Below are 12,869 nucleotides of genomic sequence, written 5' to 3'. Positions count from 1 at the left end.
GGCCCCCGCCGCCTAACTCCTAATCGGCCTCGGCCGTCGCGGGGGGAATTCCCCCGTGGCATTGTGCCAATGGTAGATCCGCGACTCCTCGTTACGCCGCAGCACCCGCGTCACCACGCGGGAGATCTCGTCCAGACTGGGCGGCAGGTCGCGGAGCAGCCTGGCCAGGATGTGTCGCGCCTGCGGCACGGTCATCGCCGGGGTTTTCCCCCCCGACATGCCGTCGCTCCAGACACAGGAACCACAACACCACCAGCGACAGCGTCATGTGGTGGTGCCAGCCCACCCAGCTCCTCACCTCGGAGTGGTCCAGCCCTAACCCACCGTTGCCCGCCGCGCACATCTCCTCGACCCGATGTCACTGGCGCTGGGCTCGCACCACTTCGGCCAGCGAGACTTCGGGACCGGCGTTGGTCAGGGCGTGGTCGATCCGCGACTCGCCCACGGGGCGGATCACAATGAGCCGCTCCTCCGGCCTGATCCGGCCGTCCTGCTTGGCCCCGAGCCGGACAGCATCGGGGGTGACCACGGCATCGGTCAGGATGGCCTGCGCTTCGGGATGATCCAGGAGCGACATCGGGAGCCCTCCGGGCGGCGATCGTAACCTCCACGCGTATTATGATATCGGGACGGACCGGGAACGCCGGAAAAATCGGCTACAGAAGAACTCGCTCCACACATTAAAACAACCAACTAACCATAATTATCCACAATAATAAACAAACAAAAACTCACCATACATCGTATTTTTCTCAACTTCAACTGTTGAAAATCTCCTCCGCCCCTCTTTCTTGCCCCATCAAGGAACGAACAGCGGGATATACAAAGGCAGTTGGTTCGCCATGGGGGACGGAGAAGGGGCGACCTTGGGGACCATGACCGCGGCGCTGTAGGGGCCGGCTGAGCCATCGCCATAGATCAAGGGGCCATTCGGAGTTTGGGTGGCGGGGCCATAGAGGAGTTGTTGACGGAACAGTTGAGTGTTCCGGACGGCTTGGCGTTGGATCGCGAGCGATTCCTCCGCACGTTGCTCACTTCGCAGAGATTGTTGAGCGATTTGCTGATCCCGGGCCATACGTTGCTGAGCCTCGATGACAGGGGCCATCTTGAGCGTATGGGCTTCCTGCTGGAGAACTTTTAGACGGGCGTTATAGGCGAGCTTCGCTTTGTTCTGCTTTTTCTTAAACGCAGTTTGCTTCGTCTTGGACAGGGATGGATCCACGGGCTGAGTCGCGAAAGCTTTGAGCTGGACGAGTTGGGGATCACTGAAAACGTCCTTCTCAGGGGACGGCTGCGAGGGAGATTGCAGGACGAGGGCCAGCGATAAGAGGAGGGTAGGTGACATGGGGATCTTTCAGTCAGGTATTCGACAGAGATTGTTACGCATCTGGAATCGATCCTTGTGTTTAATACGTACACGGATTTCGTACTGGACACAATAAATTTAGTCCCTCCGTCGATTTTTTCCCCCGAGCGGTTAGCGATCCCGCTCATTCGCAAGGCTTCAGGAAGACAAGGGAGCGTAAGCCCATGAACCCGCCATTGAGCGATTGATTCGTCAACAGGATTTTGCATTTCAGTCAGAGGTGGGAAGGCGAGTCACCGGTTCGAGGCAATTCGACTGGAGCGATCGGCGCAATCGAACCCAACAGGTCGTGTCCGAGCCGCTTTGGACTGAACGCGGCGCTCGCCCATGTCGATTCAGACTATCATTGCCTCGGCCATTCGTGACGACGTTGCCAATCCAACCGATTCCGTCGACAAAGTTCGCGCCATCCCCTTCTTCAAACACCTTTTCTCGGACGGACGGAGTCCCTTTGCATGCGAGCTCTGAAGGGGGAGATGGCCCGGTGATCCTGCCCTTGCTCGTCATCCTCGCATGCGTCGCGGGAGCAACGCGTGTCTCGGCCGCCGATCCGTTGGCCCGGCCGATCGCGTTGACGCAAGCCAATTGGGGAGCGGGACGTTGCTCGTCGACCGCCTGTCATGGCAGTCCGACCCCGGTCTATGGTTCTCGGATCTTTCGCAACGAGCACACGGTCTGGGCCTCGCGCGATCGGCACGCCGGTGCGTTTCAGACGCTCTACTCCGACTTGTCCCGATCGATCGCAAAAAAGCTGGGACAAGGCGCCGGACGCACGATCCCGGCGCATCAGGACGGCCGATGCCTCGCCTGTCATTCGACGCCCGGTCCCGCCGTGAACCCGGAACTCGCGGCGACGATCCGACAGGATGGAGTGGGCTGCGAGTCGTGTCACGGCTCGTCCGGCTCCTGGCTCGCGCTGCACACAACCTATGATTGGGATTTGCTCACACCGCGCGATAAGGAAGAGCGATTTGGTAAGGTCCGGCTCGACGACCTGACCGTAAGGGCCGAGCGGTGCGCGGCCTGCCATGTCGGAGTTCCGGCGCGCGATGGCCGGCCGGCCCGCGAGGTGGATCACGACCTGATCGCGGCCGGTCATCCTCGACTGAACTTCGAGTTTTCCTCGTTTCTCGCCAACCTCCCTGCACACTGGATGGAGACCGGCCGGAACGCAGCCAGCGACTTCCCTGCACGAGCCTGGGCGGTCGGTCAACTCGTCTCGGGCAGGACCGCCCTGGAATTGCTGGAAAGCCGGGCCAAGGAAGCCGCCGGGGCCGGCCCGAACGGGCCCAGTCGCTGGCCCGAGTTTTCCGAATACGACTGTGCCTCCTGCCACCAGGATCTCCGCGCCCGCCCCTCGGGAACAAGGAATGTCGGCCCGGCCTCGATCCCAGGGGTCCCCGCCTGGGGGACCTGGTACTTTCCATTGGTCTCGAAATTGGCCGATCTCAGCCGAGGGGAGGAACCGTTGGCCATGACGGCCGACGCTTGTCTCGATCGACTTCGCGCGTCCATGAACGTGCCCCTGCCCGACTCGCACCGTGTCGCCGGAGAGGCGGGCCAGGCAGCCCAGGCCCTCGAGCGCTGGCTGACGACTGTCCGGCAAGAGAGCTTCGATCCGCCGAAGTCCGAGTCCTTGCTCCGCAACCTTCGGGCGAATGAGATCCAACGAGTCGAGCCGGCGGGGCCTGGCTGGGATCTCGAGGCCCAGGTCTACCTCGGCTTGGTCCCACTTCGCCAGTCATTGGGTCAGGCCTGGCAGAACGATCCTGGATTACTCAACGAGCTACGTGACCGTCGAAAGCAACTGATGGCCCCGTACGTACCGGATCGAGCGGCGTCGGGAGCCGTCTCACCTGTTGACGGCTCACCTCATCGCTGAGGACCGTCTTCCGAAGTCCTCTCTACCGACCCATACTGTGTTCGTCCAGGTCGTCACCAAAGGGTCTCCGGATCAGGAATGATCCCGTGATATCGCGACGAGGAGACAAGATTGATGGCGGCGTCCCAACGATACCGACTGCTGACCTTCTCGGGTCTGATCGTAGCCCTGCTGACCTCCCTCCCCTCCGCCCAGGGCCAAGTGCAAGCGCGACAAGCGGGGGCGGCTTCCGACCTCGACGGCCCGACCCCCTTGATCTTCGGTGAGCGCTATTGCGCGCAGTGTCACGCTCACCCCGAGAACTACAAGGTGGAGTCGGTCGTCTGCCGGATGAATGAAGCGACGATCTGGAGCACCAAGGACAAGCACAAGAACGCCTTCGCCGTGTTGTCCGCCCCGCGCGGGACGCAGATGGGCAAGATCCTCGGGATTGACGTCACCACGCATCGCTCCTGCCTGGGCTGCCACAGCGTTACCGACCGATCGCCCGTAGTCGCCGCGGCCGGGGAACCTGCCAGGCCGGCGATCCGCTCTCAGCAGTTTGACCGCAAGGGAGACGGCGTCAGTTGCGTGGCCTGCCACGGAGCCTTCCGCGACTGGGTGTTCGAGCACACCACGTTCGAGGATCCGAAGTGGAGGAGCCTGAGCCGGAAGGAAAAGGAAAGCCGGTATGGCATGGTCGACCTCTGGGATCCGGTCACGCGAACCAAACGGTGTCTCTCTTGCCACGTCGGGAACTACGAGGAAGGGAACGTACTGACCCACGCAATGTATGCGGCGGGCCACCCCCCCCTGCCCGGGATCGAGATCTCGACCTTCAGCGAGTCGATGCCCTATCACTGGGAGTACCTGAGCGAGAAACGGCAAGGAAGACGCCCGGAAGTTCGCAAGGCGCTCGAATCGATGCTCAACCTCGATAAACTCGAGCACACCGAACTCGTGGCGGTGAGTGGACTCGTTCCGCTCCGCGAGACCCTCCAACTCTTCGCCTCGCAGGCGGAAAAGGACGAGCTCGGGGATATCCCCGGCACCCGGTGGCCCGATTTCGCTCGGTTCGATTGCTACGCCTGCCACCACGAGGTGAATCGGCCGAACTGGCGACAGGCGCGGGGCTTCCCGGGCGTCCCCGGCCGCCCGCCCGCTCCGAGCTGGCCCATTGCGTTGGTCGGGCTTGGCATCGAAGCCGCGAATCCCCAGCAAGCCAAACCGCGGCTCGAGCAATTCGATCGCCGGATCAAAGAGTTCCACGCAGCGCTCTCGGCCCGGCCGTTCGGAAACAAGGACCAAGCGGTCGCGTCGGCCCGATCGCTGGCCGGCTGGATCGACGAAGTCCTGGGTGACCTCGGCAAAACCACGATCGATCGTGAGGTCGCCATCCGACTCCTCGACCGAGTCTGCCAGGCATCCCGAGGGGAAATCCCCGACTACGACTCGGCGCGCCAACTCTTCTGGGCGTTCCGAACGATCTACAATGAGATTGAGCCCAAGGCCGGACCCGATGCGCCGATCGCGAAGATCCTTCGTCGGACCGACGAGGAACTTGGTTTCAGCCTCCCCTCGGCCGGCACCCAGGAACCGATCGAGGCGACGCTCGCCAAGCGGCTCAAGTCGGTCACCGACTTCGACCCCGCGATCTTCCAGGCGCGGTTTGCCGAACTGACCGGGTTGCTGCCCCGACTCTGAGCACACGCCGGGTCGGCCGTTCGATTGCGTTCGGTCTAAGTCTGAGCTATAAATATAAGGTCGTTATGCGACGATTATTTTCTGTGCCCGTGGGGGCATTGTTAGTGCGTGGTGGAGCCTCTCTTTGCTGATTGATTCACGTCAGAAGGGCTGGTTCCTGGCCACAGTTGCCCTGGCACTCTTGGCGGCGATTGTCTACGCCTGGGTCGACTACCACACGCCTGGCGGCTTCAATGGTGGAAGCGTCATCGGGATGTGGTACGGGATCATCGGCGCGGCGCTGATGGTTTACGCGGGGCTCCTGTCGACGCTCCGGAAAGTGCCGTCGCTCTGGTGGCTCGGCTCGAGAAAGGTCTGGCTCAAGGGACACATCTGGCTGGGCCTCCTGAGCGAGCTGATCATCTTGTTCCACAGCGGTTTTCGCTGGGGTGGGCCCCTCGAACAGGTGCTCTGGGTCGTCCTCACGCTCACGATCGTGACGGGGGTGATCGGCCTTGCCTTTCAGCAATTTCTGCCGACGATGATCGCCCGGCGGATTACCTGCGAAGTCCCTTACGAGCAGATCCCTCATCTTTGCTCTCTGCTCCGCCGTAAATCCGACCTCTTGATCGATGCTCTCTGCGGGCCCTACGACGCGAAGCTCGAGGAGGCAAGTGCCGATTCGCCCCGTGCTCAGCTCCGCCGGCTCTACGAGCACGAGGTGCGTCCCTTTCTCTGCGAACCCTTTCCGCGCAAGTCGCCGCTGGCGACTCCCGGCGTGCTGGCGGGCGAGTTCGCCGCGATCTCGGCGCTCTCGTGGACGTCGGACGTCGACGGCCCCTTGAAGTCGCTGGAAGCGATCTGTGAAGAGCGCCGGCTTCTCGGCGAGCAGGAACGGCTCCATCACCTGCTTCACGGTTGGCTCATGCTCCACATCCCGCTCTCGGTGGCCTTGCTCGTGCTTGGTTTGGCCCACGCGGCTCTCTCGATGTACTATTAGGCGAGGTCCTCCGCGCATGCTGCCGTCCCAACGCGATGCGAAGTCCGCATCCGAATATCCCAAGTCGCTCTCAAACTGGCTCGAGCTCGACTATTTTCGCAGGCCGAGGCGGCTCAAGCGAGTGCGGGGCCTCCTCACCTGGGTCGTCTTGCTCGGCTCCTCGGCGCTGATCGCCGCGATCACCTGGCTCCCGGGCAATCGCCAGATCTACCAGGCCGCCTCGGTCTCCACAGCACATGCGCTGTTCAACGAAGACTGCCAAGCCTGTCACGATGCCAAGTTCGGGACCGCCAAGCGTCTCCTCAGTGGTGACAATGCCGTGCGGTCGGTGACCGACGAAGCCTGCTTGCGCTGCCATGCCGGTGACGTCCATCATGTTCGGCAGGTCGGCAAATCCGCATGCGTTAGCTGCCACCACGAGCATCAAGGTCTCAAGGCCATGGCTCGGGTCCAGGACAGCCACTGCACATCATGTCATGCTGACTTGAAGAGCCATACCGACACGACCAAGCCCGGCGATGCCGATCGCCCCTTCCGTGACGTGACGACCTTTCTGGGGGGAGACCGCCCTCATCCTCCCTTCTTCCTCTCGGAGAATCCCCAGGACGAAGGCACGATCCGGTTCAATCACCAGGCCCACATGAATCCCGACGGCTTGCTCGTCGCCGGATCGCTCGAACGAAAGACGCTCCGCTGCACCGACTGTCATCAGACCGACGATGCGGGACGGTACATGAGGCCGATCAACTATCCGATCCATTGCCGCGATTGCCACCCGCTGAATGTCCAGGTCTTCGGCTCGATCACCGAGCTCGCCGCGAGTGAGGAAGCCGATCGCTTCCGCAACGAACCGGCAGCTCATCCGAACGGTCCTCGAGAAGGTCCCGAAACGGTGCGCGCGATCCTCCGCGATCGCTTCATCCGGTTCGCCCTGCAGTTCCCTTCGGTGCATACAGGGCGCACTCGATCGGAGAAGTCGCACCCGCTTCCGGGCCGACCGAAACCTGTCGCGGCTGCAAATCCGGGGCGTTCAGCCGCGGACTGGGCCGAGCAGCAACTGGGCGAAGCCAGCCGGCTCCTGTTCGAGGGGGCGGGCGGATGTCGCTACTGCCATCGCGTGTCGGCCGAATCGAGTGGCGAAGCCGATCGGCTCCCCAAGTTCGAGCTCCCGAACATCAACACCCGCTGGTTCCCTCACAGCGTCTTCAGCCACGAACGCCACCGCTCGCTCGACTGCCGCCAGTGCCACGCTCAGTCCGCGGAGAGCCGCTTGACCAGCGACGTGCTCATGCCCACGATCCAGTCGTGCCAGCAATGCCATAACGGCAAAACTCAGGGGGCGCGGACCGACTGCGTCGAGTGCCACGCCTATCACGCTCCCCACGAGACCCGAGACTCCCCCCGCAACCTGGCGATCCAGGACTTTTTGAGAGGCCAGGCTCACCCCTCCTCCGCCAAGGCCCATCAGGTGGCGCCGCAGTTGAAAACACCCTTGAACGATTAATCGGACCCGTTTCTTCTCTGGAAGGATGTCTCCATGGCCAGGAGCGTCAACCTCACCGCGGATCTGGAGCCTCGTGACACCGATGTCGCGATCCCCGATCTTCTCTTTCCCAAGATTCCCCCGTTCTCCGACCTGAAATCAACCGCCAAGCTGGCCAACTTTCCGGGTGCGGTGATCCTTCGACGATTCCGTAAAGGCGAGGTGATCTGCCGCCAGGGAGATCCCGGATGGACGGCCTTTTATATCCCCACCTCCAGCGAACTCGAAGCGGTGCGAGCGGCCCCTCGAACGCAAAGGACGGTGGCCGAGGGCGACTTAGCCAAGGCCGAGACCAAGCTCACTGACCTCGAGAAGCAACTCGTCGAGGCCGAGGGCGACGCCAAGAAATCCGACAGTTTGAAGGGGAAGGTGGCCGAAGCCAAGGAGCAGGTCGTCGACCTCAAGGAGCGCGTCGCGATCCTTCGCTCGGCGACTCCGTCCATGGAGAAGTCGATCAACACTGCCGCTCCGGACGAGGAATCGGCCGCTCTTCTGGCCGCGGGGGATGCGGCGATGACAGGCCTGCGCCAGGCCATGCAGCAGGCCGAAGCGCTGGGCGACGAAGAGGGAAGTGCCCGGCTTCGAAGTCTGATCGAAGCAGATACCGCGAGGAAACGCACGCAAGCCTACGAGATCGCCTCGGCCGATCCGCAACTTGCCGTCTGGCTGAACGATATTGCCGATGCCGAGATCGCACGCAAGGTCGCCTCGGTACACCTGACGATTCAACTCCCCCGCGCCAAGGCCCCGAAGACTCTCCTCTCGCGAATCGGCGGGGTCTTCTCCAGGAAACGGAAAAAGAAATCGAGGCGAAGACCGTCCACGATCCCGATCGACGGCCCCCGCGACCTCGACTATGAAACGCGTGAAGGTGTGCTCAACGAAGGAGAGCTCTTCGGCGAAATGAGCTGTCTGTATCGAGCGCCCCGATCCGCGACGGTGACGGCCTCCCGCGATTGCTACATGCTCGAGATGCTCAGAAACGTCCTCGAAGCCATGAACCGGGACGCCGGCTTCAAATCGCGACTCGATCAGCTCTATCGTGAACGCGTGCTCCGGCTGCAACTGCGCAACCTGCCGATGCTTCTGGAACTTGATGAACGGCTGCTGGAGCGACTGCGGCAGTCGGCCGAGCTCGTCGAAGTGCCCAGCGGGGCACTCCTCTACGACGAGAACGAACCGTCCGACAGCATGCTGTTGATCCGCGGCGGCATCATCAAGGTGATGCAAGACGCCTCGTTTCTGATCGGCGAGGCGGACGTGACCGATTGGCCCTCACTCAGCGCGGAGCTGTCCGCGGGATCCGACCCGGCCTCGGGATTGAAACATCAGGTTTGGAAGCTCTTGCCTCGCCACATTCAGCAGGCCCTCACAACAATCGGCGATGAAGCGTTCGAATCCGAATCGAAGCGACTCGTCCTGGACGGGCTGAACGAGTTGATCAAGAACCCTGGATTTGATAGCGCCGCGGGGCTGGAAGCGCTCGCGCTGACGCAACGGATCGGCCGGAAGGCCTGGCTGCGTCTTGCCGACCCCTCGCGGACGTCGGAGCAGGACATGCACCGTTGCCAGCGTCTTCTCATTGATTCGATCTATGGGAACAAGCTTTCGGAATGGAAAGCCGACGAAGCGGCGGATGAGCCGTCGTACGAGTATCGCGCGACAGACATCAAGGACTGGAAAGCCACCGCGACCGCGCTGGCGGAGGGGAGCACCAAGCCAGGCGAACCGAAGGGCCGGATCTGGCAACGACTCGGCGAACCGGCCCAGGCCATCCTGGTGACGGCCAAAGCCGGCGGCGAGCCCCCGAGCGAGGGCAAGCAAACGGTGATCGACGCGCTGAACGCCGTCGTCCGGACACGCCCACTGATCCTTGAATCGGAATTCCAAGATTACGTGAAGTCAAAAAAACCGGCCAAGCTCATCATGGAATTCCTGCCGAGCAAGGGCTGGGAAGAGTACGACTATCACCGCGGTTCCCGCGCCTACAACCGCTTCTTGCTCGACCTCATCGCCCCCAAAGGGCTCGGCACCTCACGACGGCCGGAAGGCCCCCCAAGGGTCCTGGCCTATCGGTCGCGTGGCGAGACCATCGGGGAAACGTCGCTGCTGGAGGGAAAACCACGCTCGGCCACGTGTGTGGCCTACGGCCACCCCGATAACGATCCGGATCGTGAGGGGGGAGCGATCCAACTCGTTCGGATCAGCCGCGAGCTCTTTCAGGAGCTCAAGGAATCGTCACGCTCGTTCCTTCGCTACCTCGAGAACCTGATCGCCGAACGGAAAGCGAAGCATAGCGCTGAGACGTTGAGACTGAAAGCCGAGCGGAACGCCACCACCACCGCGACTCGGCCGGGGCGCACCGAGGAACTAGGGCTGCTTCAAGGCAAGCGGCTGATGCTGATCGATCTCGAACGCTGCACCCGTTGCGACGAGTGCGTTCAGGCCTGCGTGAATACGCACGACGACGGCCGCAGCCGACTCTTCCTCGATGGCCCTCGATTCGGCAAGTACCTGGTGCCGACGACCTGCCGCTCGTGCCTCGACCCCGTCTGCATGATCGGCTGCCCCGTGGGCTCAATTCACCGCGGGAACAACGGTGAAATCCTCATCGAAGACTGGTGCATCGGCTGCGAAGCCTGCGCCAGCCAGTGCCCGTATGGGGCGATCCAGATGCACAAGGACGGGATCATTCCCGAGTCCTCCTTCGGTTGGCGGTACGCGCTGGCATCGACACTTTCCAACGACTGGCCCAAGAGCGGAGGCCGTGACCGCGACTGGCAAATCGGCAGTGCCCCGTTCGTCTACGACCGTGAGTTCCGGTCGTCGCTCGATCCGACCGGAAAGCGTACCGATTCTCCATTCGCCCCCATCGCGTTTCGCTATGACTTCGACGTCGAACGCGAGCTCCTTGGCCCCGAAACTGAGTTCATCCTGAGCCTGACCTCGATGGACGAAGGGGTCAGCGTCTGGATCAACGGCAAGCCCGTGGTCGCGTCCGCCGAACAGGCCGCTCCCACCGGCGTGATCTCGGTCGCTCGAAAAAAGTCGCGAGACAACGGCTGGTGGGAAATCGACGTGCAGATGCTCCCGACTCTCTTGAAGGCGGGCAAAAATTCAGTGGCATTGCAGGTCACTCCCTCCTCGGGAGGGTCAGACAGGTTGCTCGATCTCCGACTTGACCGTGAGGAAGGGGCCACGGTCAAACTCGTGGAGCAGAAGGCCGTCGTCTGTGACCTCTGTAGCGCCCAGGCCGGTCAACGCCCCGCTTGCGTCACCGCCTGCCCGCACGAGGCCGCCATCCGGATCGACGCCCTCACTCAGATCTCCACGCTCTAGCCTCTCTCGGTTGAAGAAACGTACGTACCCTGACGCGAGTTCTGCCTCGACCATGCGACATCTCCGTAGCCGACTCAACGAATGGATCAGATCCGCACGGAGCCCCGTCCGAGGCGGAGCCCTGCTGCTGTTGGGCTCGTGCCTCGGCCTGGCCTGCCTCACCGCGATCGTGGCCCAGGAGGTCGCTCCTCAGGGCTCGTCCCGCCGCGACGGCAACGTGGGCCGGATCGAGGCGGTGGGCGTCTCCTCGTGCGCCTCGTTCGCCTGCCATGGCGGGAACGGGGGCGAGGGGGACCACCGCAGCGCCTACACGATCTGGATGGCCCTCGACCCGCACTCGCGGGCCGAGTCGGTCCTCAAGGACAAGCGTTCGATCGAGATCGAGGATCGACTGGCCATCTTCTCGGGTCGCGAAGCCCGCAGCGCGGAGACCGACGCGCGCTGTCTGGGCTGCCACGTCAGCCCGGGACCGAACCCGAAGCGACCGGCCTTCGTCTCAGCGCCTGAGGGTGTCGGCTGCGAGAGTTGTCATGGTCCCGCATCAAAGTGGCTGAAACCCCATTCTTTGGCGTCCTGGAAGCAGCTCTCCCAATCGAAGAAGGTCGAGCTGGGCATGACGCCAACGAACGAGCTCGAAGCCAGGGTGAACCTCTGCGTCGGTTGCCACGTCGGTCAAGCAGGGCGCGACGTCGATCACGACCTCATCGCCGCGGGTCACCCCCGACTCGATTTTGAATTCTTCTCCTACCTCGCGGCCCTTCCCAAACATTGGGACGATTCCAAAGAGCGACGCGAACAGCCCGACCTCGACGCACGAACCTGGGCAATCGGTCAGGTCGTCTCGGCGCGCGAGGCGCTGGGGTTGCTCAGCCTCCGTGCCCATGCCGCCCAGGAACGGCAAGTCAAAAAACCGCTCGAGCGGTCGCCCATCGGCATCTGGCCCGAATTCGCGGAATACGCCTGCAACTCCTGCCATCATCCGCTCGCGGAGACCACTCTCCCTTCGACCCGCGACGCCAAGACCGGGCTCGTGACTCTCCCCTGGGGAAGCTGGTACTTCTCGATCGCTCCCGCGTTACTAACACCAGAACATGAAGGCATAAATGATGACGAGAGCAGTCCTCTCGCCAGCCTGCGGCGTTTGATGGAGTCGATTGATCCCCAGCCAAAAGACGCGGAACGGCTCGCACTCGAAGCAAAGTCTCAGGTGGGGAAATTACTCGGCGCAACGCGAGCTCAGTTTAACCTTCGCCAGGTCCAGCAGCTTCTTGCTCGGCTGGTCGCGGACGAACCCGGCTCTCCCCCCTTGAGCTGGGAAACCGCCACCCAGCTCTACGTCGGCATCGCAGCCTTGAATGGAACGCTCGAGCGTCTCGGTCAACCCCCGACCACAAGCATGAAAACAGCGCTCGACGAGTTGAGACGCCAGGTCGAAGCCCCCTCCCTGAACGGACCGTCAGGGCGATGGACCGCCGATGTGTTCAAAAAGGCAATGGAGCGTTATCGAAGCGAGCTCTCGAAGGCGCCTGTCAACTCAGAACGATAGATCAACTGCCGAGTCAAGGTTCACGTAAGTCATACCCATCGCACTGCCGGGCTCGTGCCCTGTCGTGATGCTTCACGCCCTGATCTCCCTCGACACCGCGACCGTACGTGTGCGTCCGGCGGGCCACGTCCCCCCCTTCGGCGCCTGGCCTCGGGTCCCTGATCGCCGTGGTGAACGTCGGTCGGCCCCCTGCGCGTTATCAAGGTCCGCCCCAGCAGGCGAGGCAGGCTCTCGAACCCGGGTCGAGCCTGGCCCGAACACCACGGTGGGAACGTGCCGCGCCAGGAACGCCGGCTGAAAGAGTCGTCAGCTCGGGGAACCGTCAGCGATGAGCCCCTCTCGAGCCGCCGGAAGATCGGCGGTCTGGAGCGGCGTCTCGCGTTCGAGGAATAAGTCGGTCAGTTTTTCCCTGGGAAGGACCGGCAGACGTCCTTGCAAGGTCCGATCGCCGCGAAGCTTACGGCGACGAAGGATCGCCCCACGGTCGCGCCACAACGCGTCCGGCGTTTGAGGTAACAAAATTATCGTGTG

Annotated in this window: 10 protein-coding genes; 6 read left to right on the top strand and 4 right to left on the bottom strand. The window is 62.7% G+C overall.

Translation table 11 applies throughout. The features are described 5' to 3' along the window. Window positions 1-12 precede the first annotated feature (12 nt). The 3 genes from V5E97_RS12515 to V5E97_RS12505 all read right to left on the bottom strand — a co-directional run bounded on the left by V5E97_RS12515 (window position 13) and on the right by V5E97_RS12505 (window position 1,345). Window positions 13-219: a hypothetical protein gene (locus V5E97_RS12515; protein WP_406699655.1), complete on the bottom strand. Its 207-nt coding sequence runs from the start codon at window positions 217-219 to the stop codon at window positions 13-15. 139 nt (window positions 220-358) lie between these two features. After that, window positions 359-577, bottom strand: coding sequence for a hypothetical protein (locus V5E97_RS12510; RefSeq protein WP_406699654.1), 219 nt, complete (start codon window positions 575-577; stop codon window positions 359-361). A gap of 222 nt (window positions 578-799) precedes the next feature. Next, the gene (locus V5E97_RS12505) at window positions 800-1,345 is read right to left on the bottom strand and encodes a hypothetical protein (protein ID WP_406699653.1); all 546 of its coding nucleotides are present in this window, start codon (window positions 1,343-1,345) and stop codon (window positions 800-802) included. A gap of 505 nt (window positions 1,346-1,850) precedes the next feature. Between V5E97_RS12505 and V5E97_RS12500 the strand changes: the two genes are divergently transcribed. The 6 genes from V5E97_RS12500 to V5E97_RS12475 all read left to right on the top strand — a co-directional run bounded on the left by V5E97_RS12500 (window position 1,851) and on the right by V5E97_RS12475 (window position 12,338). Further along, window positions 1,851-3,248 carry a multiheme c-type cytochrome gene (locus V5E97_RS12500; RefSeq protein ID WP_406699652.1) on the top strand — a complete coding sequence of 466 codons (1,398 nt, stop codon included), beginning with the start codon at window positions 1,851-1,853 and terminating at the stop codon, window positions 3,246-3,248. Window positions 3,249-3,362: 114 nt separating this feature from the next. Then, complete coding sequence (locus V5E97_RS12495) at window positions 3,363-4,931, top strand: multiheme c-type cytochrome (RefSeq protein WP_406699651.1); 1,569 nt, start codon at window positions 3,363-3,365, stop codon at window positions 4,929-4,931. A 124-nt stretch (window positions 4,932-5,055) separates the two neighbouring features. Further along, complete coding sequence (locus V5E97_RS12490; RefSeq protein ID WP_406699650.1) at window positions 5,056-5,910, top strand: hypothetical protein; 855 nt, start codon at window positions 5,056-5,058, stop codon at window positions 5,908-5,910. Between the two features lie 16 nt (window positions 5,911-5,926). Next, entirely contained in the window at window positions 5,927-7,414 is a 1,488-nt protein-coding gene (locus V5E97_RS12485) for a cytochrome c3 family protein (RefSeq protein WP_406699649.1), read from the top strand. A 33-nt stretch (window positions 7,415-7,447) separates the two neighbouring features. Beyond that, window positions 7,448-10,792, top strand: coding sequence for a cyclic nucleotide-binding domain-containing protein (locus V5E97_RS12480; RefSeq protein ID WP_406699648.1), 3,345 nt, complete (start codon window positions 7,448-7,450; stop codon window positions 10,790-10,792). Between the two features lie 52 nt (window positions 10,793-10,844). After that, the gene (locus tag V5E97_RS12475) at window positions 10,845-12,338 is read left to right on the top strand and encodes a multiheme c-type cytochrome (RefSeq protein WP_406699647.1); all 1,494 of its coding nucleotides are present in this window, start codon (window positions 10,845-10,847) and stop codon (window positions 12,336-12,338) included. A 306-nt stretch (window positions 12,339-12,644) separates the two neighbouring features. On the opposite strand, the gene V5E97_RS12470 is transcribed toward V5E97_RS12475, so the two are convergent. After that, window positions 12,645-12,857, bottom strand: coding sequence for a hypothetical protein (locus V5E97_RS12470; protein WP_406699646.1), 213 nt, complete (start codon window positions 12,855-12,857; stop codon window positions 12,645-12,647). Between the last annotated feature and the right edge of the window lie 12 nt (window positions 12,858-12,869).

Origin of the sequence: Singulisphaera photorubra (assembly GCF_045290345.1) — a bacterium.
Lineage (GTDB): Bacteria > Planctomycetota > Planctomycetia > Isosphaerales > Isosphaeraceae > Singulisphaera.
The sequence above is the reverse complement of the archived record's forward strand: the minus strand, read 5'-3'. Positions and strand labels throughout refer to the sequence as shown.